This is a genomic window from Bradyrhizobium sp. Kon56 (assembly GCF_055807635.1).
In genome coordinates this window covers 39,426-64,834 of the sequence record NZ_JBVVOU010000011.1, presented here as the reverse complement: position 1 = coordinate 64,834, position 25,409 = coordinate 39,426, and the positions used below count along the sequence as shown (strand labels likewise).

The 25,409-nt window shown below is 65.5% G+C and carries 21 protein-coding genes; 11 read left to right on the top strand and 10 right to left on the bottom strand.

Annotated elements, in window-relative coordinates:
* Positions 1-11: 11 nt before the first annotated feature.
* Positions 12-1,079: an acyltransferase family protein gene (locus AC0L3B_RS19270; protein ID WP_473380904.1), complete on the bottom strand. Its 1,068-nt coding sequence runs from the start codon at positions 1,077-1,079 to the stop codon at positions 12-14.
* A gap of 192 nt (positions 1,080-1,271) precedes the next feature.
* On the opposite strand from AC0L3B_RS19270, the gene AC0L3B_RS19265 reads away from it, so the two are divergent.
* From AC0L3B_RS19265 to AC0L3B_RS19255, 3 genes are all read left to right on the top strand, one after another.
* The gene (locus tag AC0L3B_RS19265; protein WP_473380903.1) at positions 1,272-2,588 is read left to right on the top strand and encodes a UDP-glucose dehydrogenase family protein; all 1,317 of its coding nucleotides are present in this window, start codon (positions 1,272-1,274) and stop codon (positions 2,586-2,588) included.
* 147 nt (positions 2,589-2,735) lie between these two features.
* Entirely contained in the window at positions 2,736-5,213 is a 2,478-nt protein-coding gene (gene hrpB, locus AC0L3B_RS19260) for an ATP-dependent helicase HrpB (RefSeq protein ID WP_377828463.1), read from the top strand.
* A gap of 294 nt (positions 5,214-5,507) precedes the next feature.
* Entirely contained in the window at positions 5,508-7,151 is a 1,644-nt protein-coding gene (locus AC0L3B_RS19255) for a lysine--tRNA ligase (RefSeq protein WP_473380902.1), read from the top strand.
* A gap of 171 nt (positions 7,152-7,322) precedes the next feature.
* Here AC0L3B_RS19255 and AC0L3B_RS19250 read toward each other — a convergent pair whose 3' ends face one another.
* Positions 7,323-7,976, bottom strand: a complete 654-nt coding sequence (locus AC0L3B_RS19250; protein ID WP_377828462.1) for a S24 family peptidase — start codon at positions 7,974-7,976, stop codon at positions 7,323-7,325.
* 204 nt (positions 7,977-8,180) lie between these two features.
* Here AC0L3B_RS19250 and AC0L3B_RS19245 point away from each other — a divergent pair, with 204 nt between their 5' ends.
* Positions 8,181-8,525: a DUF952 domain-containing protein gene (locus tag AC0L3B_RS19245; protein ID WP_018460037.1), complete on the top strand. Its 345-nt coding sequence runs from the start codon at positions 8,181-8,183 to the stop codon at positions 8,523-8,525.
* Positions 8,522-9,619 carry a quinone-dependent dihydroorotate dehydrogenase gene (locus AC0L3B_RS19240; RefSeq protein WP_018460036.1) on the top strand — a complete coding sequence of 366 codons (1,098 nt, stop codon included), beginning with the start codon at positions 8,522-8,524 and terminating at the stop codon, positions 9,617-9,619. The genes AC0L3B_RS19245 and AC0L3B_RS19240 overlap by 4 nt, the downstream gene beginning before the upstream one ends.
* A 132-nt stretch (positions 9,620-9,751) precedes the next feature.
* On the opposite strand, the gene AC0L3B_RS19235 is transcribed toward AC0L3B_RS19240, so the two are convergent.
* The 5 genes from AC0L3B_RS19235 to AC0L3B_RS19215 all read right to left on the bottom strand — a co-directional run bounded on the left by AC0L3B_RS19235 (position 9,752) and on the right by AC0L3B_RS19215 (position 14,949).
* Complete coding sequence (locus AC0L3B_RS19235) at positions 9,752-11,077, bottom strand: MATE family efflux transporter (RefSeq protein ID WP_473380901.1); 1,326 nt, start codon at positions 11,075-11,077, stop codon at positions 9,752-9,754.
* Between the two features lies 1 nt (position 11,078).
* Positions 11,079-11,813, bottom strand: coding sequence for an MBL fold metallo-hydrolase (locus AC0L3B_RS19230; protein ID WP_018460034.1), 735 nt, complete (start codon positions 11,811-11,813; stop codon positions 11,079-11,081).
* 21 nt (positions 11,814-11,834) lie between these two features.
* Complete coding sequence (locus AC0L3B_RS19225; protein WP_018460033.1) at positions 11,835-12,137, bottom strand: DUF6460 domain-containing protein; 303 nt, start codon at positions 12,135-12,137, stop codon at positions 11,835-11,837.
* Positions 12,138-12,256: 119 nt separating this feature from the next.
* On the bottom strand, positions 12,257-13,915 hold the full coding sequence (locus tag AC0L3B_RS19220) for an ATP-dependent DNA ligase (RefSeq protein WP_473380900.1): 1,659 nt from the start codon (positions 13,913-13,915) through the stop codon (positions 12,257-12,259).
* On the bottom strand, positions 13,912-14,949 hold the full coding sequence (locus AC0L3B_RS19215; RefSeq protein ID WP_018460031.1) for a ligase-associated DNA damage response exonuclease: 1,038 nt from the start codon (positions 14,947-14,949) through the stop codon (positions 13,912-13,914). The genes AC0L3B_RS19220 and AC0L3B_RS19215 overlap by 4 nt, the downstream gene beginning before the upstream one ends.
* A gap of 65 nt (positions 14,950-15,014) precedes the next feature.
* Here AC0L3B_RS19215 and AC0L3B_RS19210 point away from each other — a divergent pair, with 65 nt between their 5' ends.
* From AC0L3B_RS19210 to pdeM, 4 genes are all read left to right on the top strand, one after another.
* Positions 15,015-15,941 (top strand): methyltransferase domain-containing protein, encoded by a 927-nt coding sequence (locus tag AC0L3B_RS19210; RefSeq protein ID WP_018460030.1) that lies wholly within the window; start codon positions 15,015-15,017, stop codon positions 15,939-15,941.
* A gap of 114 nt (positions 15,942-16,055) precedes the next feature.
* Entirely contained in the window at positions 16,056-17,285 is a 1,230-nt protein-coding gene (locus AC0L3B_RS19205; RefSeq protein ID WP_473380899.1) for an ABC transporter substrate-binding protein, read from the top strand.
* A 142-nt stretch (positions 17,286-17,427) separates the two neighbouring features.
* Positions 17,428-20,004 carry a ligase-associated DNA damage response DEXH box helicase gene (locus AC0L3B_RS19200; protein WP_473380898.1) on the top strand — a complete coding sequence of 859 codons (2,577 nt, stop codon included), beginning with the start codon at positions 17,428-17,430 and terminating at the stop codon, positions 20,002-20,004.
* A 53-nt stretch (positions 20,005-20,057) separates the two neighbouring features.
* Positions 20,058-20,729, top strand: a complete 672-nt coding sequence (gene pdeM / locus AC0L3B_RS19195) for a ligase-associated DNA damage response endonuclease PdeM (protein ID WP_018460027.1) — start codon at positions 20,058-20,060, stop codon at positions 20,727-20,729.
* On the opposite strand, the gene AC0L3B_RS19190 is transcribed toward pdeM, so the two are convergent.
* Complete coding sequence (locus tag AC0L3B_RS19190; RefSeq protein WP_473380897.1) at positions 20,726-21,589, bottom strand: LysR family transcriptional regulator; 864 nt, start codon at positions 21,587-21,589, stop codon at positions 20,726-20,728. The genes pdeM and AC0L3B_RS19190 overlap by 4 nt on opposite strands.
* Before the next feature lie 99 nt (positions 21,590-21,688).
* On the opposite strand from AC0L3B_RS19190, the gene AC0L3B_RS19185 reads away from it, so the two are divergent.
* On the top strand, positions 21,689-22,600 hold the full coding sequence (locus tag AC0L3B_RS19185; RefSeq protein WP_473380896.1) for a DMT family transporter: 912 nt from the start codon (positions 21,689-21,691) through the stop codon (positions 22,598-22,600).
* 12 nt (positions 22,601-22,612) lie between these two features.
* Positions 22,613-23,389, top strand: coding sequence for an MBL fold metallo-hydrolase (locus AC0L3B_RS19180; RefSeq protein ID WP_377791519.1), 777 nt, complete (start codon positions 22,613-22,615; stop codon positions 23,387-23,389).
* A gap of 143 nt (positions 23,390-23,532) precedes the next feature.
* Here AC0L3B_RS19180 and AC0L3B_RS19175 read toward each other — a convergent pair whose 3' ends face one another.
* Together AC0L3B_RS19175 and AC0L3B_RS19170 are read right to left on the bottom strand one after the other, a co-directional pair.
* Positions 23,533-24,303, bottom strand: a complete 771-nt coding sequence (locus AC0L3B_RS19175; RefSeq protein WP_018460023.1) for a TIGR02186 family protein — start codon at positions 24,301-24,303, stop codon at positions 23,533-23,535.
* The gene (locus AC0L3B_RS19170; protein ID WP_018460022.1) at positions 24,300-25,217 is read right to left on the bottom strand and encodes a sulfite exporter TauE/SafE family protein; all 918 of its coding nucleotides are present in this window, start codon (positions 25,215-25,217) and stop codon (positions 24,300-24,302) included. The genes AC0L3B_RS19175 and AC0L3B_RS19170 overlap by 4 nt, the downstream gene beginning before the upstream one ends.
* Positions 25,218-25,409 lie beyond the last annotated feature (192 nt).

The following is a 25,409-nucleotide window of genomic DNA, read 5'->3' as shown; positions in this document are numbered from 1 at the left end:
ACGGCAGAGTATCACTCCGCCGCCTGCAACACCGCGCCTGTCTTCTTCGGCGCGATCCAGAACGCATCGGGCCGCTCGAACAGGAAGTTGCCGCCAAGGCGCAGTGCGATCTGCCAGATTGCGAGCGAGCCGATCACGCCGGCGATGGTCACGATCAGCGACACCGCACCGATGTCGGGAATGATGCCCGTGCGCAAGAGCAGCGTCCGTGTCGCCGCCATCGGCAGGAAGAAGGCGAGATAGATCACGATCGAATGCTCGCCGCAGAAGCGGAAGACATTCAGCCATTGCACGCGCGCGAGCAGCGTGCCCATCGTGATAATGGCGCAGGCGCCGGCGAAGCCGAGCACGAGCGATACGATTTTCCATTCGCTGGCGCCGAGCGCAACGAGGCCGGCATTGACCAGCACCCATGTCGCGAGCGCTGTCAGCGCCCATGCGGGATGATTGCGCGCGCGGTCCGACAGCGCGAACACGTAGGGCGCGAACAGATAGCCCGAATAGAAATAGATGAAGCGCGCGCAGAACTCGTCGATCGCGGTCCAGCCGGTCGAAATGCGCGCCGTCTCCAGCGCGGCCGCGACGAGCCATATCGCGGGCTGCGGCATGCGCCGTGTCAGTTTTGTGACGACGAAGAAGATCGGCAGGAGGTAGATGAACCATAGCGTGCCGAACGGCTCGACGAAGGATTCCAGATATAGCAATCCGGCGTCGCGCCAGCTCGTTTCTGCTGCGAATGCGGGGGCCTTGAAGCCGAACTGGATTGTCACCCAGACGACATAGAAATAGGCGAAATGCACCACTTTGCGGTCGAGATAGCTTCGCCAGTCCCGGTCGATCACCAGTGACAGGAACAGACCCGAAATCAGGAAGAAATCAGGCATCCGGAATGGCTTCGCGAAGGCCACCAAAACATGCATGAAACCGGTCTCGCCGGCGGCAAGCTCGACCCCCAGCACCGAATGCATCATCACGACCGTGACGATGCAGATGCCCTTGGCGTAATCGACCCAATCGACGCGCGCAGCAGCCGGGGCCTTGAGTCCCCCGCTCGCGGCGATTGTGCCTGATGGTGCCATGGTGTCTCTTTTCGAGGCGTGTTCCGCCAGATCTGTGTGAACGCGGAGCAGTTTGCCGCCTTGCGGCTTACGATTTCTTTACTGGTACAATTGCTGTGCCGTTTTTTGCACGCGGGCTGTTCCCTCACCCCGGGAAAATGCTAAACCGCCGTGGAATTGGGGTTTTGTTAACCAAGCCAAACAGGGTTTTTCATGCGCATTGCTATGATCGGCACGGGCTATGTGGGACTGGTGTCCGGAGCCTGCTTTGCGGATTTCGGCCACGACGTCATCTGCGTCGACAAGGACGAGAAGAAGATCGCGGCCCTTCATCGCGGCGAGATCCCGATCTACGAGCCTGGGCTCGACGAGCTGGTGGCGACCAACGTCAAGGCCAAGCGGCTGGAGTTCACCACCGATTTGTCCAAGCCGGTTGCGGATGCCGATGCTGTCTTCATCGCGGTCGGCACGCCGTCGCGCCGCGGCGACGGCCACGCTGATCTGTCCTACGTCTATGCCGCTGCGAAAGAGATCGCGCAATCGCTGTCCGGCTTCACCGTCGTCGTGACCAAATCGACCGTTCCGGTCGGCACCGGCGACGAGGTCGAGCGCATCATCCGCGAGACCAATCCCAAAGCCGACGTCGTCGTCGCCTCGAATCCCGAATTCCTGCGCGAGGGCGCGGCGATCCGCGACTTCAAATTCCCCGACCGCATCGTCGTCGGCACCTCCGACGAGCGCGGCCGCAAGGTGATGAGCGACATCTATCGGCCGCTGTCGCTGAACCAGGCGCCGCTGATGTTCACGGAACGCCGCACCGCCGAGATGATCAAATACGCCGCCAACGCCTTCCTCGCGACCAAGATCACCTTCATCAACGAGATCGCGGACCTCTCCGAAAAGGTCGGCGCCAACGTGCAGGAGGTCGCGCGCGGCATTGGCCTGGACAACCGCATCGGCACCAAATTCCTGCACGCCGGCCCCGGCTTCGGCGGCTCCTGCTTCCCAAAAGACACCAAGGCGCTGATCAAGATCGCGCAGGACTACGACGTGTCCTTGCGCATCGTCGAATCCGTGCTGGCGGTCAACGAGAACCGCAAGCGGGCGATGGCGCGAAAAGTGAGCCAGGCACTCGGCGGCTCGCTCCGCGGCAAGACCATCGCCGTGCTCGGCCTCACCTTCAAGCCCGACACCGACGACATGCGCGATGCGCCGTCGATCCCGCTGGTCACCGGCCTGATCGACATGGGCGCGAAGGTGAAGGCCTTCGATCCCATCGGCATGGAGCAGGCGAAGAGTGAGCTGCCCAGCATCATCTATTGCGAGGACGCCTATTCCTGCGCGGAAGGCGCCGATGCGATCGTGATCGTCACCGAATGGGTGCAGTTCCGCGCGCTCGACCTCGACCGGCTGAAGGCGACCATGGCGCAGCCCGTCATCGTCGACTTGCGCAACATCTACCGCCCCGAGGAGATGGCTGCGGCCGGCTTCGTCTATGAGAGCGTTGGACGGCCGCCGGTGCAGGGCTAGCGATCCGACCTCGCAACGATTCCGTCATGGCCGGGCTTGTCCCGGCCATCCACGTCTGTTTTCTAGTGTGACGACGTGGATGCCCGGCGACTTCCGTGCGAAGACGCGCTTCGCGCTTTTTGTTCGGGCGTGACGAATGGACAGGCCTTGCCCCGCAGTTTCGACACGCCCCTCCCGATCGATGCCGTGCTCGACGACCTCTCGCGCACGCTGGAGGCGCATCATGCCGCCGTGCTGGTGGCCCCTCCTGGCGCCGGCAAGACCACGCGCGTACCGCTGGCGCTGCTCGATGCCCCCTGGGCCAAAGGCAAGAAGATCATCGTGCTGGAGCCGCGGCGCATCGCGGCGCGCGCCAGCGCCGACCGCATGGCCAAATCACTCGGTGAACGCGCCGGCGAGACTGTCGGCTATCGCGTCCGCTTCGGCTCGAAGATCTCGCGCGCGACCCGCATCGAGGTGGTGACGGAGGGCATCTTCACCCGCCAGATTCTCGACGATCCCGAACTGTCGGGCATCGCCGCTGTGCTGTTCGACGAATTCCACGAGCGCTCGCTCGATGCCGACATGGGCCTGGCGCTGGCGCGCGACGCGCAGCTGGGCTTGCGCGAGGATTTGCGCATCCTCGTGATGTCGGCAACGCTCGATGGCGCCCGCGTGGCAAAATTGCTGGGCGAAGCGCCCGTCGTCGAAAGCGAGGGCCGCGCCTTTCCGGTCGAGACGCGCTATCTCGGCCGCAAGGCGGACGCGCCGATCGAGCGGCAGATGGCGGATGCGATCGCCTCGGCGCTGCGCGCCGATGCCGGCTCGGTGCTGGCGTTCCTGCCGGGCGCCGCCGAAATCCGCCGCACCCAGAATTTCCTCGGCGAACGCGTGCAGGATTCCAGTATCGAAATCGTGCCGCTGTTCGGCGCGCTCGACGCCGCCGTGCAGGACCGGGCCATCTCGCCGGCCCCCAAGGGCACGCGCAAGGTGGTGCTGGCGACTTCGATCGCGGAAACCTCGCTGACCATCGAGGGCGTGCGCATCGTGGTCGATTCCGGTCTCGCCCGCGTGCCGCGCTACGAGCCCGACATCGGCCTGACCCGGCTCGAGACCGTGCGCGTCTCGCGCGCGGCGGCTGACCAGCGCCGCGGCCGCGCCGGCCGCACCGAACCCGGCGTCTGCTACCGGCTCTGGGACGAACCTCAGACAGCCTCGCTCGCGCCCTACACCCAGCCCGAGATCCTCAGCGCCGATCTGTCCTCGCTGGTGCTCGATCTCGCGCAATGGGGCGTCGCCGACCCTGCCGCGCTGTCGTTTCTCGACCCGCCGCCGCAGCCGGCCTGGAAGGAAGCAAAAAGCCTGCTCTCCGAGCTCAACGCGCTCGATGGCGATGGCCGCATCACCGCGGAGGGCAAGAGCCTGCGCGCGCTGGCGCTGCCGCCGCGGCTCGCGCGCATGATCGTGGATTCGCACCGTGCCGGCGAAGGCGAGGCCGCCGCCGAGATCGCGGCCATCATCACCGAGCGCGGGCTCGGCGGCGACAGCGTCGATCTCGAGCACCGGCGCGATCAGTTCCGCCGCGACCGTTCCCCGCGTGCCGCAAGCGCGCGCGACCTCGCCCGGCGCTGGGCTTCGCAGGTGGCGGCGTCAGAGAAGGCGGCGACCGCAGAAGGTGACCTCTCGACCGGCCTGATGCTCGCCTACGCCTTCCCGGATCGCGTCGCGCGCAACCGCGGCAATGGCAGCTTCGTGCTCGCCAACGGCCGGGGTGCTGCGGTGGATCAGACCTCGTCGCTCGCGCGCACGCCTTATATCGCGGTCGGCGAGATGACCGGCACGGCGGCGAGCGGGCGCATTCTGCTCGCGGCGCAAATCTCGCAGGACGAGATCGAGCGGCATTTCGCCGAGCATATCGAATCCGTCGAGGAGATCTCGTTCGATCGCGGCGCGATGGCGCTGCGGGCGCGGCGCAAGCGCGCGCTGCACGCGATCACGCTCTCCGAGGCGACGCTCGCCGTGTCGCCCTCGGGGGACACTGCGCGCATCTTCGCCGACGGGTTGATCGCCGCCGGACTCGACCGGCTGCCCTGGTCGAAGGTAGCCAAACAATGGCGCGATCGCGTGATGTTTTTGCGCAGGGCCGAAGGCGACAGCTGGCCCGATCTCTCGGACGACGGATTGATCGCGCGGCGCGACGATTGGCTGGTGCCGGCGCTCTACGACAAGATCGCGCTGAAGGATATTTCCGCCGGCGATCTCTCCGACGCGTTGATGGCTTTGTTGCCGTGGGAGATGCGCGCGCGGCTCGACCGCGAGGCGCCGACGCATTTCGAGGCCCCGACCGGCAGCGTGCTCGCGATCGACTATGAAGCCGAGCAGGGGCCGACCATCGCGGTGCGGCTGCAGGAATTGTTCGGCCTCAACACCCATCCCTCGATCGCCGCCGGCAAGGTGCCGCTGGTGCTGGAACTGCTGTCGCCGGCGCAGCGCCCGGTGCAGGTGACGCGCGATCTCCCCGGTTTCTGGCGCGGCAGCTACAGTGCCGTGCGGTCCGATTTGCGCGGCCGCTACCCGCGCCATCCCTGGCCGGAAGATCCGGCGAATGCGCTGCCGACCCGGCGGGTCAAGCCGCGCGGGACGTGAGGCGCAAGAAGACCCTCATGGTGGGGAGCGCGGCCCGCCCTTCACGGGCATCCTTCGAGACCCGCTCCTATGGAGCGCTCGTTAATCCAAGCACGGCACCGACCTCTAGCTGCCGCCGGAGTGGGGCTGTTTATCGCGGTAAATGGCGGCTCTGAGTTCGTCAATGAGTTATCATTTATGCGCTGCGGAGGCGCTCCGAACGAGCAAAAGCGTCACAAGCTCTCAGGATGAGGGTCTCACAAAATTGCATTCTGCCCGGAAATCGCTATTTTCCGCGGCCCGGAGGCCCCTTAGATGTCTGTTATCGATCTTGCCGCGAATCCGAGCGATCTGCGTGCGCTCGCCGAACAATCCAACGCCTGGCCGTTCGAGCAGGCGAAGGCCATTGTCGCGCGGCTGAAGAAAAGCCCGAAGGACGAGGTGCTGTTCGAGACCGGCTACGGGCCATCAGGCCTGCCGCATATCGGCACCTTCGGCGAGGTCGCGCGCACCTCGATGGTGCGGCACGCTTTTCATGTGCTGACCGAGAACAAGATCAAGACCCGCCTGCTCGCGTTCTCCGACGACATGGACGGGTTTCGGAAAGTGCCCGACAACGTCCCCAACAAGGAGATGCTGGCCGCGCATCTCGGCAAGCCGCTGACGCGGGTGCCGGATCCGTTCTCCAACGAATACCCGTCGTTCGGGCACCACAACAATGCGCGGCTGCGCGCCTTCCTCGATCATTTCGGCTTCGACTACGAATTCGCAAGCTCGACCGACTACTACACGTCCGGCCGTTTCGACGCGACGCTGCTCAAAATGCTCGCGGCCTACGACAAGGTGATGGCGATCATCCTGCCGACGCTCGGTCCCGACCGCCGCGCGACCTATTCGCCGTTCCTCCCCATCAGCAAGACCACGGGTGTCGTGCTGCAGGTGCCGATGATCCGCCGCGACGTTGCGGCCGGCACGGTGACCTACCTCGATCCCGATACCAACCAGGAAGTCGAGACGCCGGTCACCGGCGGCAACGTCAAGTGCCAATGGAAGGCCGATTGGGCGATGCGCTGGGTCGCGCTCGGCGTCGATTACGAGATGGCCGGCAAGGACCTGATCGACTCGGTCAAACTCTCCGGCGCGATCGCCAAGGCGCTCGGCGCCACGCCGCCGGAGGGCTTCAACTACGAGCTCTTCCTCGATGACAAGGGCCAGAAGATCTCGAAGTCGAAGGGCAATGGGCTGACCATCGACGAATGGCTGCGCTACGCCTCGCCGGAATCGCTGTCGCTGTTCATGTATCGCGAGCCGAAGGCGGCCAAGCGGCTGTATTTCGACGTCATCCCGCGCAATGTCGACGACTACCAGCAGTTCATCGACGGCTTTGCGAAGCAGGACGCCAGGCAGCAGCTCGGCAATCCGGTCTGGCATGTCCACAATGGCCATCCGCCGAAGTTCGACATGCCCGTCACGTTCCAGCTCCTGCTGACGCTGGTGTCGTCGTCGAATGCGGAGAATGCCGAGACACTGTGGGGTTTCATTGGTCGCTACCGACCCGGTGTGAGCCCGCAGACGCATCCCAAGCTCGACGCGATGGTCGGCTATGCCATCAACTATTATCGCGACTTCGTCGCGCCGACGAAGACGTTCCGCGAACCGACCGAGACCGAGCGCGCGGCGCTGCAGGATTTGCGGGATGCATTATCGCAGCTTCCGCAGGACGCCTCGGCCGAGGACATCCAGAACGTCGTCTACGAGATCGGCCGCCGCGAGCCGTTCCTCGACCAGGTCAAGAAGGGCAAGGACGGCCGTCCGGGCGTGACGCTCGACTGGTTCAACATGCTCTACCAGGTGCTGCTCGGCCAGGAAAAGGGCCCGCGCTTCGGCTCCTTTGTCGCGGTGTATGGCGTGCAGAACGCGGTCAACATGATCGACGGCGCGCTGGCGCGGAGTGCGTGAGAGCTACGGAACTGAGTTGTAGGCGCGACCTATCTCCCCGATTCGTCCTGGCGAAAGCCAGGACCCATAGCCACCGCCGGATGTGGTTACGGAGACTCGGAGTGGCCAATTGGTGCCACAACTTCTCCCGGGGTAATGGGTCCTGGCTTTCGCCAGGACGACACCGAGGCCTCACTGGCTTGCCCACACGATCCGCGCGATCCACACCACCTCGCTCGCCGCCATCCTGCGTTCGGCCTGCGTCGCATCGAGCGGCTGCAAATCCAGAGCCTTTGCGGTGCGGCGCTTCAGCGTCGCCACCGTCAGCTCGCCCGCGTTGGTCTTCACCACCACGCGATCGCCTTTGTGGATCGGCGCGCCGGGCGCGACCAGGATGATGTCGCCGTCGCGATAGGCGGGCGCAAGCGCTTCGCCGGACATCTGCAGCGCGAAGCTATGGTTGCCCTCGAAGGCGGGAAGGGCAAATTCGGTCCAGCCCTTGCCGACGGGAAAGCCGGACTCGTCGAAGGCGCCGCTCGCGCCCGCCAGCGCGAAGCCGAGCAGCGGCACCGAACGGCCGCCGCCTGTCTCGTCGCCGACCAGCCTGGCAAAAATGTCGATCGACGAATCTGCCGCCGCTAGCGCTTTCGCGATCGATTCGGTCGAGGGCCAGCGCTCGCGGCCGTCGGAGGTAACGCGCTTAGACTTGTTGAAGGTGGTGGGATCGAGCCCGGCGCGCTTGGCGAGGCCGGACGGCGACAGGCCGGCACGCGCCGCCAGCCGATCCAGCGCGCCCCAGATCTGGTCGTGGGTGAGCATCCTCTGCGCTTTGGCCTGCCTGACCATGGAAGGTCCAGCCCGTCGCAACTCAGGAAAACTATCCTCAAATCAATCGGTTTTCCGTTTTCGGTGCAAGAGGCGGCGTCTAAGTCTTGAGTTCGGCAGGGGTGGCCTTTACGGTCCCGCCCGGGATTTAACGACCCACGAGAGACGAAAATCCCCAGGAGACTCAAAGAGCTGTCTCCCCGGGCAAACAGGGCTGCGTAAGCGGTGGTCAAGATCTACAAAATCTGTCCGGCCTCGGCCTGGCGCGAGGCGGAACGGCAGGGCGTTTATCGCGGCAGCGCGGACGATTCGCGCGATGGATTCATCCATTTCTCGACCGCCGCCCAGGTTCCCGAGACCCTGCAGAAGCATTATGTCGGGCAGCGCGCGCTGTTCCTGGTCGAGGTCGACGGCGATGCGCTCGGCAGCGCGTTGCGCTGGGAGCGCTCGCGCAATGAGGAGCTGTTTCCGCATCTCTATGGCGAGCTCGATCTCGGCGCGGTGATGGCTGTGATGAACCTCAACACGCGCTCCGACGGCGGCCACGATGTTCCGGAGCTTGCCCCGTGATCCGCGCTTTCGACGCTCTCTCGCTGCCGGTGTTGCGTTGGCTCGATCCGGAGGATGCGCATCGCCTCGCGATCCAGGGCCTGCGCTTCCTGCCGCCGGGCAAGCCGCACGCTGACGATCCCAAGCTTGCGGTGCGTGCGTTCGGGCTCAACTTCCCCAATCCGATCGGCATGGCCGCAGGCTTCGACAAGAGCGCCGAAGTGCCGGATGCGCTGCTGCGGCTCGGCTTCGGCTTCGTCGAGATCGGCTCGGTGACGCCGAAGCCGCAAAGCGGCAATCCGCGACCGCGGCTATTTCGTCTGGAGCGCGACGAGGCCGTGATCAACCGCATGGGCTTCAACAATGACGGTGCGGAGACAGCCCTGCGCCGGCTTGCGGCGCGCGCGCAGCACGGCGGCATCGTCGGCGTCAATGTCGGCGCCAACAAGGATTCGCCCGATCGGGTCAACGATTACGTCAAGCTGATCGAGACCTTTGCGCCGGTCGCGAGCTATTTCACCGTCAACGTCTCCTCGCCGAACACGCCGGGCCTGCGCAATCTGCAGGAAGGCGCGCTGCTCGACGATCTCCTCGCCAGGGTGATCGACGCGCGCCAGCGGGTGCGCGAGAGCGCCGGCGACACGCCGGTGCTGCTCAAGATCGCGCCGGATTTGAGCCTCGCCCAGCTCGACGACGTCGTGCAGGTTGCGCGCTCGCGCCGGGTCGATGGCATGATCGTATCGAACACCACGATCGCGCGGCCGAGTACGCTGCGCGAGGAGATGCGCGCCAAGGAGCAGGGCGGCCTGTCCGGCCGGCCGCTGTTCCGGCTGTCGACGCGGATGGTCGCGGAGACCTATGTGCGCGTCGAGGGCGCATTCCCCCTGATCGGTGTCGGGGGGGTGGACTCGGGCGGCGCCGCGCTGACGAAGATCCGCGCCGGCGCGAGCCTGATCCAGCTCTATTCGTCGCTGGTCTACAAGGGCCTCGGCATCGTCGACGAGATCAAGCGTGACCTCGCCTCGACCCTATTGCGGACGGGGCGGGATTCTCTCTCCGAGATCGTCGGCTCCGACGCCGCCACGCTGACGGCGGAAGACTGGCCGGGGATGTAGGCGGTCTCGTGCCCCGAGCGCAGCGCAGCACGTTAGTGATGCACTGCTGAACCGGGGCCCACGCTCGCGGCATTCTGGGTCCCGGCTCCGCGCAGCAGCGTTTCACCCTGCAGCGTGTCCGGGACACGAGAGCTACGACCTCGAAAACGTCTTCCTGTACAGCGCCGGATAGCGCGCGGCCTGCAAGCCGCCGCGCGAGACGTAGGAGGCGATCAGCGCGCTCCACAGCCCGGCATTGCCGAACGATTGCAGCGCCCACCATGTGGCGAGGAAGATCGCGAGCGAGGCCAGCATCAGATTGCGCATCTCACGCGCCCAGGTCGCGCCGATATAGATGCCGTCGAAGCCGAAGGCGAACACGCCGGGAATCGGCGCGAGCACGACGAACGGCAGGAATTCCCGCGCGCCGCGACGGACGCTTTCGCTCGCCGTCATGAAATCGATTAAGTTCGGCCCGAATACCGCGAATAGCGCGGACACGACCAGCGCGAAGCCGAGCCCCCATAGCAGCACCAGCCGGGTCGAATCAGCAAATCCCCTGGCGTCGCGTGCGCCGAGCGTACGGCCGCAAAGCTGCTGGGCTGCGTTCGCTAGACCATCGAGAAAGAAGGCGCTGACCAGCAGAAAATTGTTGAGCACGGAATTCGCGGCCAGCGTGACGTCGCCGGCCCGCGCGCCCTTGGCGGTGAAGAACAAGAACACGGCGATCAGCGCCGCGGTACGGATCAGGATGTCGGAATTCACGGCCAGCAGCCGCATCAGCTTGGCCCGGTCGAACAGCTCTGCGTACGGCACCGCGAACCCACCGTCCGCATAGCGGCGGCAGACGATCATGCCGAGGCCGAATCCGGCCGCTTCAGACAGCAGCGCTGCGATCGCAGCACCTGCGATGCCGGTGTCGTAGACCAGCACCAGCAGGATCGTCGCCGCCGCGTTGACGAGATTGATGACGATTTGGAGCGCGAGCGCCGGGTTGGCGCGACCCTGGCCGACCAGCCAGCCCAGGATAACATAATTGACGAGCGCCAGCGGCGCCGACCAGATCCGGATCACGAAGTAGGTTTTCGCCGCGCGCGTGACGCCTTCGCTGCCGCCCATCAGGTCGAACAGCACGGTGGCCAGCGGCAGTTGCAGCGCGATCAGTGCTACGCCGATCAAGCCGGCGACGATGAAGCCGCGCACCAGGATCGCGGTCAGCTCGCGCGTCTCGCCGGCGCCGAGCGCCTGCGCCGTGAAGGCGAGCGTGCTCATGCGCAGGAAACCGAACAGCCAGAACAGGCAATCGAAGATGACGGACGCGATGGCGACGCCGCCGAGCAGCGCGGCGTCGTCCAGCCGTCCGATCGCGGTGGTCGAGACCACGCCGATCAGTGGCGTGGTGAGGTTGGCGACCATCGCCGGGCCTGCGATGGCGAAGACCTGACGGGAACCGATCTTCAAGTGAACGGGTGCGTGCATGTCAGAACACGAGCACCATGCCGTCTTCGGCGGCGAGATGGGCGATGTCGTCGAGGCGCGACAGCACGTCTTCGCTCATATGGGTGAGCACGAGGCGTTTTGCGCCGATTTCGGGAAGGTGCTGTTCCAAGGTCGTCAGGCTGAGGTGATTCTTGACCACCTTCTCGTACATATAGGCTTCGGCGATGAAAAGGTCGGCGCCATGCGCCAGCGGAATGAGCGTCTCCGTCCATTCGGTATCGGCGCTGTAGGCCAGCGTGCGACCCTCGGCTTCGACGCGATAAGCGAGGAACGGTCCACCGGATTCGCCGTGCACGACGGGATAGGGCGTCACCGTCACCGCGCCGAAGCTTTGGCTCTGCTCGGGCGCGAGCTCGACGACGGACAGCTCGAAGCGCTGTTTCGTCTTCGAGGAGTGCTCGAACAGAGCCTCCATCACCTCACGCAGCCGCGTCTCGATGCCTTTGGGGCCGGCGATCGTGAGCGGCCGCGTCCGCCGCGAGAATTGTGCGTCGAGCAGGACAAACGGCAGCCCGGCAAAATGGTCGCCGTGGAAATGCGTGATCAGGATGAGATCGATCTCATTGCGGTCGATCTCCAGCCGCTTCAGTGCCGGCAAAGCCGACGCGCCGCAATCGATCAGGAAGTTGGCTTCGCGCCCCGAGACGTGGAAGCAGGTATTGAGCCTGCCGCCGGATCCGAAGGCGTCGCCGCAGCCGACAAAGCGCAATTGCATCGGCCGCCAGCTCCAAATCCTTTACCTGCGTGGCGCGCCGAAAACGCGCATCAGCAGCCAGATCGGAATCACGATGACAGCGCCGAGCAGGAAGTAGCGCCACAGCCAGTTCACGGTATCGAAGCCGAGATCCCACAAACGCTGGAACAGAAGACGAATGCTTAAGATGATATTCCAGGGGTCGAAGCCGATCGCCGCCAGCACGACGCCGACGAGGATCGAGAGCAGCACCAGGCGAAACGCGACCGCCAGCGGCGAGCCGCCGAGAAAGCGGTGCAGGCCGTCACTGCGGCCGGCCGGCAAATCTCTGACGTCGTGGGCCATCTCAAACTCCTCAGGGGATTCGACCTATCATAGGGCAAGGCGGGGACATGGGGAACCTGTGAGGGGGCGTCAATCGGCTTACGGGATTTTAATTCGGGCAAGCACACGCCCGGGGCTTCTTAAGCCTCAACCTCGGCCGCCTCCGCTTTCAGCATCTTTTCCAGCGTTTCCAGCCGGTCGGCCTCCCGCGGCGGCTTGTCCCAGCGCAGCCGGCTGATGCGGGGAAAGCGCATCGCGACGCCGGATTTGTGCCGTGGTGAGCGCTGCAGCCCCTCGAAGGCGACCTCCAGCACCAGCCCCTTGTCTGGCTCGTGCACGACGTGGCGGACGGGGCCGAATTTTTCGGTGGTATTGCGACGCACGAAGCGGTCGATCTGGAGCAGTTCCTCGTCCGTGAAGCCGAAATAGGCTTTTCCGACCGGCACCAGTTCGTCACTGCCCGGCCCTGCGGTCCAAACGCCGAAGGTGTAGTCGGAATAGTAGGACGAGCGCTTGCCGTGGCCGCGCTGCGCATACATCAGCACGGCGTCGATGATGTGCGGATCGCGCTTCCATTTCCACCATTGTCCCTTCGGCCGCCCCGGCAGATAGGGTGCGTCGCGCCGCTTCAGCATCACGCCTTCGACGGCGTCCGCGTCCTCGCCCGCACCAGCGCTGGCGGGATCGGCGCGTGCTGCGGTCAGCGCCTCCCAGCTTGCGAAGGCGACGGTGGGCGACAGATTGATGCGGGGATCGTCGAGCTTGCCGATGAAGGTCTCCAGCCGTTCGCGCCGCTCCGCGAAAGGCAGCTCGCGCAAATCGTTCTCGTCGTCGCCGAGCAGATCGTAGGCGCGCAGATGAATCGGAAATTCCTTGATCAGCTTCGGAGACACGACCTTGCGGTTGAGCCGCTGCTGCAGAACATTGAAACTTTGCACGCGCCCTTCGCGCAGGATCAGAAGCTCGCCGTCGATGGCGCCGGGCAGCCGCAGCGACGGCACGAGGTCCGGAAAGCTCCCGGTGATGTCCTCGCCGGTGCGCGAATAGAGCCGAGCGGTGATGTGGCCGTGCTCGTCGCGGCCGGCCACCGCCTGCACGCGGATGCCGTCCCATTTCCATTCGGCGATGTAGTCGGCGGGATTGAGTGCAGCGAAATCGGTGTCCTCGATCGCATGCGCCAGCATGACAGGACGGAACGGCGCGGGATCGCGATTGACTGGCTTGTCGCCGCGGCCTTCCAGCCAGGCGAACAGGTCGAGATAAGGCGGCGCGAGACCGGGCCAGATCAGCTCGACCTCATGCGGGTCCTTGTCGCCGAGCGCGGCGGCCGCGGTCTTTGCCAGGCGCGCGGAGATGCCGATGCGCAACGCGCCGGTGACGAGCTTCAACAGCGCCCAGCGGCCGGTCTCATCCAATTCGTCGAGCCAGCGCTCGAGCTGCTTCGGCAGCTCGGTCTTGCCGAGGGTGCGCAGGGTGGTGACGACCTCGGTGAGGGTTGGGGGAGGTGGGTTGTTGTGGACACCCACGGCCTTCGGCCACATCAGCGCGATTGTCTCGGAGAGATCGCCTACATAGTCCCAGGATAGGCCGAACAAGACCGGGTCAGTTCGCTGGGCGATAAGATCGCGCAGCAGAGAAGGTTTTGCGTGCTTGAAACTCAGCGCACCGGTCAGCGCGGCCAGCGCGTAGCCGCGATCGGGATCGGCGACCTCGCGAAAATAACTCGTGATCAGCCGCAGCTTGTTGTTGCGGCCGGGTTCGTAGGCGAGGCGGTCGAGAAGTTCGGCGAAGCGGTTCATGCTTCGGCCTCGTCAGCGAGCGGCGTCTCGGTCTCCTCCTCGTCGCCATAGCCGACGAGATCGAGCGGCCGCGACCGCAAACCCTTGCTTTGGCACCAATGCACCAGCGCGTCTTCCTGGCCATGGGTAACCCAGATCTCGCCGGCACCGGTCGCGGCGATCGTGGCGGTGAGGCCGTCCCAATCGGCGTGATCCGAGATCACCAGCGGCAGCTCGATGCCGCGTTGCCGCGCGCGGGCGCGCACCCGCATCCAGCCAGAGGCGAATGCCGTGACGGGATCGGGAAACCGGCGGGTCCAGAGATCGGATGTTGCAGAGGGCGGCGCCAGCGTGATGGTGCCGGCGAGCGCCGCCTTCTTGACGCCCTTCGCCGGCCGCAACTCGCCGAGCTCGATTCCGCGGCTCTGATAGTAATGCGTGATCTTCTCCATCGCGCCATGCAGATAGATCGGCGCGTCGTAACCCGCTTGGCGCAGCAGAGCGATCACGCGCTGCGCCTTGCCAAGCGAATAGGCGCCGACGAGATGCGCGCGCTCCGGAAATAGCGCCACCGACGCCAGCAGCTTCTTGACCTCGTCGGCCGCATCGCCATGGCGAAACACCGGCAGGCCGAACGTTGCCTCGGTGATGAAGACGTCGCAGCGTACGAGCTCGAACGGCGTGCAGGTCGGGTCGGGCGCATCCTTGTAGTCGCCGGAGGCGACGATGCAGGTGTCCTTGCAGGTGACCGCGACCTGCGCCGAACCGAGCACATGGCCGGCCGGGTGAAACTTCGCGCTGACGTCGCCGAGCCGGATCTCCTCGCCATAGTGGATTGCTTGGGTGGAGCCGGCAAAATTCTCGCCATAGCGCAGCCGCATCATGTCCAGCGTTTCCTGCGTCGCCAGCACCGCGCCGTGGCCGGCGCGGGCATGGTCGGAATGGCCGTGGGTGATCACGGCCCGCTCGACCGGCCGGACGGGGTCGATATGGAAGCCGCCCGGCTTACAGCATAGGCCGGCGGCAACTGGCAGCAGGATGTCTTGCGGACGCATGCCTGTTATATAGGTCGCGACCCCGCATCTTCGAGTCATCACCGCTTCGTTCCCTGGTTCCCACAATGCCCCTGCGCTTGTTCCTGACCTCCGGCGATCTCATGGCCGACCGCCGCTTCGAGTTCGCGCGCGACCTCCAGCTCAAGGGCGATCTGGCGGCCGCCGCCGACCTGCTGGAGCAGACCATCGAGATTGCGCCGAATTTCACCTCGGCCTGGTTCACGCTCGGCGAAATCCGCGCGCAACTCGGCGAGCGCGACAAGGCCATTGCGGCCTTTCGCAAATCGCGCGAGTCCGACCCGAGCGATCAGCATGGCGCTCATCTGCATCTGATACGCCTCGGCGATGCGCAATTGTCCGAGATGCCCAAGGCCTATGTGCAGGCCTTGTTCGATCAATACGCCCCGCGCTTCGAGCACGTGCTGATCAACGATCTCGGCTATCGCGCGCCGTCGCTGATCTTCAAGGCGGTGGTGGCTGCCCGCGTCGCCGCGAAGAAGCCCGCCCTGTTCAAGCGCGCCATCGATCTCGGCTGCGGTACGGGGCTCGCGGCCGCCGCCTTCGCCAAACAGGTCGACCAGTTCATCGGCATCGATCTGTCGCCCGGCATGGTCAAGGAGGCGCGAGCCACCGGCCTCTATGCCGAGCTCGAAGTCGCCGACATGATCGAAGGCCTGCGCAGCAGGAGCGAGGCGAGCGCAAACCTCGTCGTCGCTGCCGATGCGTTCGTCTATCTCCCCGATCTCGCACCGGTGCTCGGCGAAGCCAGGCGCGTGCTCGCGCCCGGCGGCGTGCTTGCGTTCACGCTGGAGACCCATGACGGCAGCGGCATCGTTCTCGGCGAAGGCCTGCGCTATGCCCATTCGGCGGAATATGTGCGCGATGCGATGGCGAAGGCCGGCCTCAAGCTCCTCACATTGGAGCAGGCCTCGCCACGCACCGAGAACAACGAACCGGTGGGCGGCCTCGTCGTGGTCGCCGAGAAAACTTGAGTTTAGGCGCTATAAGCGGCGCTTTAAGCGTCATTGCGTCGCAAAGCCGCGACTTCCCACTTGCGAGCCGTGCGGCGATGCCAGCACAATGCGCGCACCAGGGAGAAACAAACAATGACCAGGAATCCATCGCGGCGCGATTTCAGCGCCGCCGCGCTCGCGACCATCGCGGCCTCCACCTTGCCCGCGCCCTCAGTCTGGGCCGCGGAGAAGAAATACGATTCCGGCGCCAGCGACACCGAGATCAAGATCGGGCAGACCGTGCCGCATTCCGGCCCCGGCTCGCTCTACGGCGTGCTCGGTCGCGTCGGCGAGGCCTATTTCCAGATGCTGAACGAAAAGGGCGGCATCAACGGACGTAAGGTCAAATTCCTCACCATGGATGATGCCTACAGCGCGCCGAAATGCGTCGAGGCGACGCGGCGCCTGGTCGAGCAGGAGGAGGTGCTCGCGCTCTACGGCTCGCTCGGCACCGCGCCGCAGACCGCCGTGCACAAATACCTCAACTCGAAGGGCGTGCCGCAGCTGCTGCTCAACACCGGCGCGTCGAAGTGGAATAATCCGAAAGAGTTCAAATGGACGATGGCGGGCCTGCCGCTCTATCCGACCGAGGCGCGCATCCTGGCCCGGCACGTCGTCAGCGTGAAGCCGAACGCGAAGGTCGGCATCCTCTACCAGAACGACGATTTCGGCCGCGATTTCCTCGGCCCCTTCAAGAAGGTTCTGGAAGACGCCGGCGGTACCGCCAAGGTGATCATGGAGCAGACCTACGATCTGACCGATCCGACGGTCGATTCCCAGCTCATCAACCTCTCGAAGTCGGGTGCGGACGTCTTCTACAACATCTCCACCGGCAAGGCCTCGTCGCAGTCGATCCGGAAGGTGGCCGAGCTCGGCTGGAAGCCGCTGCAGCTGCTGTCGGCCGGCTCGACCGGCCGCTCCATCCTCAATGCCGCGGGCCTCGAGAACGCCGCCGGCATCGTCGCCATCCGCTACAACAAGGAAGTCGGCCTGCCCAAATGGGAGAAGGACCCCGACGTCATGGCGTTCGAGGAGCTGCGCAAGAAGTACACGCCGGCGATCGATCAAGACAACACCATCGCCTTCGCCGGCTACGGCCAGGCCGTCACCATGGGCGAGATCCTGCGCCGCTGCGGCGACGAGCTCACCCGCGCCAACGTGCTGAAGCAGGCTTCCAACCTCAAAGGCTTCCACTCGCCTTATTTCCTCGACGGCGTCACCTACGACTACACGCCTGACGATTACACGCCGATGAAGACGCTCTTCATCTCCACCTTCACCGGCAAGGACTGGGACATCTCCGACAAGCCGATGTCGGAGTAGGGGCTCTCCGCGAATGCGTGGAGCGTTGAATGGGCGGTAGCTTCACGCTCGTCATGCCCGGGACAAGCCCGGCCATGACGCCTGTCGGCGCGTCCTGCCCACCCCCTCGACGAACCCGTCCCCACGGCTTACCTGTGATGCCGTGCCGCCCCGCATCCGCAAAATCCCGGCCGAGCCTGCCGCGCTGTTGCCCGACCGCTTCAAGGCGTGGTTCGCGGCCCGCGGCTGGTCGCCGCGCGCGCATCAATTGGCGCTGCTGGAAAAGGCGCGCGAGGACCGATCCGCATTGCTGATCGCGCCCACCGGCGCCGGCAAGACGCTGGCGGGATTCCTGCCGACGCTGCTGGAGCTGAGCTCCGCGCCCAAAGCTTCGGCGAAATCGGTGATCTCCACCGGCCGCAGTCTGCAACGCACCGGCGGCCTGCACACGCTCTACATCTCGCCGCTCAAGGCGCTCGCGGTCGATATCGCGCGCAACCTCGAGCGTCCCGTCGCCGAGATGGCGCTGCCGATCAAAATCGAGACCCGCACCGGCGACACCCCAACGTCGCGGCGGCAGCGGCAGCGGCGCTATCCGCCGGACATTTTGCTGACGACGCCGGAGCAGCTTGCGCTGCTGCTGTCCTCCGATGATGCGCCGTTTCTGTTTTCCTCCTTGAAGCGCATCGTGCTCGACGAGCTGCATGCGCTGGTGACGTCCAAGCGCGGTGATCTGCTCTCCCTTGGGCTCGCGCGGCTGTGGCGATTGGCGCCGCAGATGCGCGCCATCGGCCTGTCGGCGACCGTGGCCGAGCCTGAATCGCTGGCGCGCTTCCTGGTGCCGCAGCCCGGCGGCAAGGAAGCGGCGGCCGACATCGTCCTTGCCGGCGGCGCCGCACCGCCGCTGGTCGAGATGATGGACACGCGCGAACGCCTGCCCTGGGCCGGCCACAGCGCGCGCCATGCGCTTCCCGAGATCTACGAGCTGATCAAGGCGAACAAGACCACGCTGGTCTTCGTCAATACCCGCAGCCAGGCCGAGATGCTGTTCCAGAACCTCTGGAGCATGAACGACGACAATCTTGCCATCGCGCTGCATCACGGCTCGCTCAACGTCGCCCAGCGCCGCAAGGTCGAGGACGCCATGTCAGCGGGCAGATTGCGCGGCGTGGTCTGTACCTCCTCGCTCGATCTCGGCGTCGACTGGGGCGACGTCGATCTCGTCGTCAATATCGGCGCGCCCAAGGGCTCCTCGCGCCTGATGCAGCGCATCGGCCGCGCCAACCACCGGCTCGACGAAGCCTCGCGCGCGGTGCTGGTGCCCGCGAACCGATTCGAGGTGCTGGAGTGCCGCGTCGCGATCGACGCCATCGCGGAGAATGCGCAGGACACGCCGCCGCTGCGCCTGGGTGCGCTCGATGTGCTGGCCCAGCACGTGCTCGGCTGCGCCTGCGGCGAGCCGTTTTTCTCCGACGAGCTTTACGGTGAGGTGCGCACCGCCGCGCCCTACGCCGATCTCACGCGGCAGGACTTCGACGACGTGGTCGATTTCGTCGCCTCCGGCGGCTACGCGCTGAAGACCTATGAGCGTTTCGCGCGTATCAAGCAGGACAAGGAGGGACGCTGGCGCGTCGCCAATCCCAGGGTGCGGCAGAGCTACCGGATGAATGTCGGCACCATCGTCGAGGACGACATGCTCAAGGTGCGGCTGGTGCGCTCGCGCGGCGGAGGTCAAGGAAAAGCAGGCGGGTCGACCGGCGTGATCGCGCGCGGCGGCAGGCTGCTCGGCGAGATCGAGGAAGCCTTCATCGAGGGTCTCAGCCCGGGCGACACCTTCGTGTTCTCAGGCGAGGTGGTGCGCTACGAAACCCTGGTCGAAGACCAGGTCTATGTCTCGCGCGCCAACGACAAGGACCCGAAAGTGCCGTCCTATATGGGCGGCAAGTTTCCGCTCTCGACCTATCTTGCCGAACGGGTTCGCCGCCTGCTCGATGACGGGCGCGCGTGGGGCGCCTTGCCGGAGCAGGTGCGCGACTGGCTGTCGCTGCAAAAGGACGTCTCGCGCGTGCCGGCGGTGCGCGAGCTGCTGGTCGAGAGTTTTCCCCGCGCCAACAAGCATTACATCGTCTGCTATCCCTTCGAAGGCCGTCTCGCGCATCAGACGCTCGGCATGCTCTTGACGCGCCGGCTGGAGCGCGCCCGCGCCCGGCCGCTCGGTTTCGTCGCCAACGAATATGCGATCGCGGTCTGGGCGCTCGGCGACATGTCCTCCATGATCCGGGACGGCAGGATCGACCTCGACGCGCTGTTCGATCCCGACATGCTCGGCGACGACCTCGAAGCGTGGCTTGCCGAATCCGCGCTGATGAAGCGCACGTTCCGCAATTGCGCGATCATCTCCGGCCTGATTGCGCGGCGGCACACCGGTGAGGAGAAGAGCCGCCGTCAGGTGCTGTTCTCGACCGATCTCGTTTACGACGTCCTGCGCAAGCACCAGGCCGATCACGTGCTGTTGCGCGCCGCCCGCGCCGATGCCGCCACTGGCCTGCTCGATCTGCGCCGCCTCAGCGACATGCTCACCCGCATCCGGGGCCGCATCACGCATCGGGAACTCGACCACGTCTCCCCGCTCGCCGTCCCCGTGATGCTGGAAATCGGCCGCGAGTCAGTCTATGGCGAAGCTGGAGACGAGCTCCTGACGGAGGCCGCCGACGAGCTCGTCAAAGAGGCGATGGGATAACAGCAGGTTTTGACGTGGGGGCAGGCGCGCTGGTTTCAGGGGATATCGAGGACATGCGCGTTTCGAATGTCAGCATCAGCAGCGTGACCTTCGCGGCCGATCTCTCCGGCGCGCTATTCTGGGAAGAGCAGCGCCTGCTCGTCGTCTCCGACCTGCATCTGGAAAAAGGTTCCAGCTTCGCCATGCGCGGCGTGCTGTTGCCGCCTTACGACACCATCGCGACGCTCAGTCGTCTCGCTGCTGTCATCTCCCGCCATGATCCCCGAATCGTCATCGCGCTCGGCGACAGTTTTCACGATCGCACGGCGCATGGACGGCTGTCGGCGGAGGATCGCGACGCGGTCGCCGCCTTGCAGGCTGGCCGCGACTGGATCTGGATCTCAGGCAATCACGATCCGGCGCTGCCGCGTGATCTCGGCGGCACCGTCGCCGACGAAGTTGCGATCGGTCCGATCACCTTCCGCCACGAGCCGACGGGCGCGAGCGGCGAGATCGCCGGCCATCTGCATCCCAAGGCGCGTGTCTCCGCGCGCGGCCGCTCGATGGAGCGCCGCTGTTTCGCCTGTGACGGCGAGCGTGCCGTGATGCCCGCCTTCGGCGCCTATGCCGGCGGCCTCAGCATCCGCGATGTGGCGTTTGCAAAGATCTTTCCAATGAACGGCTTTGTCGCGCACCTGCTCGGCGACCGCCGCGTCCACGCGATCGCCGCGTCACGGTGCAGCTAAGCCGCATTCGCCTGCACGTCGTCGCAGAACTCCGCCAGCCGATCTGCCAGCCGCAACGTCGCGGGACTTGCGCCCGGCGCGGCCATCAGCGCCACTTCGGTTCGGTTGATCGGCGCAAAGCCGTCCTTCGCGCTCAGCACGCGGTGGTCGGACTGGATCGCCATCTCCGACAGGATGCTCAAGCCCATGCCGGCCGCGACCGCGGCCTGGATGCCGGCGAGGCTCGATGACGTATAGGACATGTGCCAAATGCGGCCCGCGCTTTCCAGTGCATGGATGGCGCCGGCGCGGTAGAGGCAGCCGAGCGGAAAGCCGATCAGCGGCACGGAGGCGACATCGGCGTGGATCGGATGGCTCTTGCTGGTCACCCAATGCACCTGCTCCGGCCACACCGCAATCGCGCCTTTCTCACCGGCCGAGCGCTTGAACAGCGCGAGATCGAGCTCGCCGCGATCGAGGTCGCGGGCGAGATTCTTGCTCTGGTCGGCGCGCACATCGAGCCGTAGGCCCGGATGCGAGCGCGAGAAGGCGCCAAGCAGCTTCGCCAGCCGATACGCCGCGAAATCCTCGGGGATGCCGAGCCGGATCGCGCCTTCGCCGTCAGGCTGGCGCAGCACGTCGCGCGCCTCTTCCGCAAGCGACAACAGCCGCCGCGCATAGGACAGCAATCGTTCGCCGGCTTCGGTTGGACGCACGTCCTTCCCGTCACGATGCAGCAGAACCTGGCCGACATCCTCCTCCAGCCGCTTGATCTGCTGGCTGACGGTCGATTGCGTCCGATGGACGCGCTCGCCGGCGCGGGTGAAGCCGCCGGCATCGACCACCGACACGAAGCTGCGCAGGAGCTCCAGATCGAGCATGGCTGCCTCCATTCGAAAATCCACTGGCTGGAAGTTAATCATTTAATTTCCAAATGACAAGCCGGCTCCCTAGATCGAGGGCTCAGGAGAATGCCCCTCATGTCGCTCGCCCCTTCGCTTGCCGTTCCGCGCAGCCGCTTCAACACGCTGCCGCTGGCCATCGGCCTGTTCTGCCTGCTCTGGAGCTACGCCTTCGTCGCCGGCAAGATCGGCGTGACCCATTGCCCGCCGCTGATCCTGCTCGCCGCGCGCTTCTCGCTCGCCGGCATCTTGATCCTCGGTACCACGCTGGTCCGCGGCGACGACTGGTCGCTGTCCTGGCGCGATGCCGCGATCTTTGCCGTGCTCGGCGTCGCCAACAACGCGCTCTATCTCGGCCTCGGCTACACCGGGCTGCAATCGGTCTCCGCCGGCCTCGGCGGCCTGATCGTGTCGGCCAATCCGGTGTTCACGGCGGGCCTCGCCGCGCTGCTGCTCGGCGAAGGCATGACCTGGCGCAAGGCGAGCGGCCTCCTGCTCGGCATCACCGGCGTGACCTTGATCGTCTGGCACCGCCTGTCGGTCGGCACCGACTCGCTGCACGGCATCGTGTTCACGCTGGCCTCGCTCGCCTCTCTCGTTGCCGGCACCATTTTGTTCAAGCTGCTCGCGCCGAAGGGCTCGCTGTGGGTCGGCAATGGCGTGCAGAATCTTGCCGCCGGCATCGTGCTGACGCCGGTGGCGCTCACCTTCGCCGACGTTCATGCCATCGACTTCACGCCGGGCCTGATCGGCGCCTTCGCCTTCCTCGTGCTCGGCGGCTCGATCCTGGCGTACTGGCTCTGGTTTCATCTCTTGAAAGTGTGTGGCGCGACGGCTGCCAGTGCCTATCATTTCCTGATGCCGCCGCTCGGCATGCTGTTTGCGTATCTCGTGCTCGGCGAGCATGTGGAGGCGCGCGATCTGCTCGGAATCATTCCGGTCGCACTCGGCATCTACCTGGTGACGCGGCCCGCCAAATCCGTCTCGTAAGAGGAGTCCATCATGCCCATTTCCATCACCCTGATCGGCGGTCCCACTGCGCTGATCGAGATCGATGGCTTCCGTTTGCTCACCGATCCGACCTTCGATGACGCGCACACCGCCTATCAGCTGCCGCATGTGAAGCTGGAGAAGACGATCGGCCCTGCGCTCAAGGCCGATGCGATCGGCCCGATCGATGCCGTGCTGCTCAGCCACGACCAGCATTCGGACAATCTCGACAATTCCGGCCGCGACTTTCTCAAACATGTGAAGCGCGTGCTGACCACCGAGGCCGGCGCGCTGCGCCTCGGCGGGCATGTCGAAGGTTTGGCGCCGTGGGGCACGGCGCATCTGAAAGATCGTGACGGCAACTCGCTGACGATTACTGCGACCCCGGCGCGTCACGGGCCGGCCGGCATCGAGCCGCTGTCAGGCGACGTCATCGGCTTCGTGGTGTCGTCGAGCCGGACCGACACCACATCGGTCTACATCAGCGGCGACACCACCTGGTTCGACGGCGTCGCCGAGGTCGCGCGCCGTTTCAAATGCGGCGTGGTGATGCCTTTCGCCGGCGCCGCGCAAACGCGCGGGCCGTTCCATCTGACCATGGACACCAACGACACCATCGAGACCGCGCGCGCCTTCCCCGATGCGATGATCGTGCCGGTTCATACGGAGGGTTGGGCGCATTTCCGCCAGAACAGCGAGGATCTGCGCAAGACCTTCGACGTGCTCGGCTTCGGGACGCGGCTGCGATTGCTCGAGCCCGGCGTGCCGACGGTGGTGCAGGCGCCGTAGCCCCGACTGTCATGCCCCGGCTTGACCGGGCATCCAGTACGCCGCGGCGGTAATTGTGAGAGCGAGTCGCCTAACGCAGGCCTCTGGAATACTGGGTCGCCCGGTCGAGCCGGGCGACGACGAGAGGAGAGAGCGTAGTCTCCTCAATCCTTCCGAAACACGATCGAGGCCATCCATCCCGTCATCAGCGCCATCGCCGCCGTAACCAGCCCGTAGATCAGGCCGTTCTGCCGCGCCGTGGTCGCGACGAACTGCTCGAAGCCGACCTTGACGATCTCGAACGCGGTCTCGGTCTTGCCGATGAACGCGCCGTCGGCAAACAGCTTGATCTCCACCTCATAGGTGCCGATCGGCACCTCCGCCGGCAGTGGAATGCCGGTGCGGAACAGGGTCGGTGTCAGGAACGTCACCGCGCTCGGATCCTCGCGGTAGAGACCGCGCTGGGTGCGCAGGCGGATGAAGGCGGAGCGGAACACGTCGTTCGGCACCACATCGGCATAGTCGCCGCTGACACGCTGGGTCAGCAGCACGTTGTTAAGCCCGATCTGCTGGCGCCGCGCGATCTCGGGCGAGGTGATGACATCGAAGGAGCGGTTGGCAAATAGCGCGAGATAGCTCGGCACCTCCAGGAACTGGCGGTAGTCGGTGTTGATCCAGATCCCGAAGGTGCGCTCCTTGCGCCGCGTCACCATCTCGGCGCGCGGGCCCATCACGGTGACGACGAGATCGTAGCTCTTGCGATCGGCGGGCGTGGAGGCGTCCTTCTCGACCGAGCCGAACAGCACCAGCTCCTCGCCGGAATAATTCGGCGTCACCGTGACGCGATGGTTGGAGACCGACACGATCAGCCGCTCGGCGCGTGCGACGGAGCCGAGCAGCAGAACGAGCAGGACCGCGAGAGCTGTGCGCATCATCCGTTCACCCCCAGCTCGCGGATGGTGAAGAGGTCTTCGGGCCGGATCACCAGCTCGATGGCGAAGCGAACGCCGACCGAGAGGATCAAGAGGCCGAGCAGCAGCCGCAGCTGCTCGCCGCGGATCTTCTGACCGGCGCGTGCGCCGAACTGCGCGCCGGTGACACCGCCGACCATCAGGATCAGCGCCAGCACCGCGTCGACGAGGTGATTGGTCACCGCATGCAGCAGGGTCGCAAACAGCATCGTGACCAGCGTCAGGACCATCGAGGTGCCGATCACCGTCGAGGTCGGCACCCGCAGCAGATAGATCATGATCGGCACCAGGATGAAGCCGCCGCCGATGCCCATGATGGCGCCGATGAAGCCGATCAGGACGCCGATGATCACGACCGGAATGACCGAGAGGTATATCTTGGAACGCTTGAACCGCATCTTCAGCGGCAGGCCATGGATCCAGTTGTGGGTGCGTCGTGGCGGCACCGCGCCGCGCCGGGTCCGCATTAGGGCGCGCAGGCCTTCGGAGAACATCAGGCTGCCGACGGTGGTGAGCAGCACGACGTAGGACAGTGCGATCATCAGATCGAGCTGGCCGAGCGCACGCAGCTGCGTGAAGGTCCACACGCCCAGCGCCGTCCCGGTCACGCCGCCGCATAACAGCACGCTTGCCAGCGCCGGGTCGATCGCGCGTCGCCGCCAATAGGCGAGCGCGCCGGAAAAGGACGAGGCGGCGATGTGGCTCGCGACGGAGGCGACCGCGACCGCCGGCGTGATGCCGATGAAGATCAAAAGCGGCGTCATCAGGAAGCCGCCGCCGATCCCGAACATGCCGGAGACGAAGCCGACCGCCGCGCCCATCGCTAGCACGAGGAAGACATTGACCGGAAGATCGGCGATCGGGAGATAGAGCTGCATCGAGAGACCACGCTTCCCGCGAGACGGATCGATTGCGCGGAATGCTCGCAGGAGGGCAGAACGATTGCCGCGCCCTTCAATAGCGGAATTCGGTGGCCGGCGGGACCAGGAATTTCGGGCGTGGTGAATGGGCTTAGAGAGATCAGATCACGGCTCGCAGCGAACCGAGCATTCCGCCACCTTCTCCGCCGT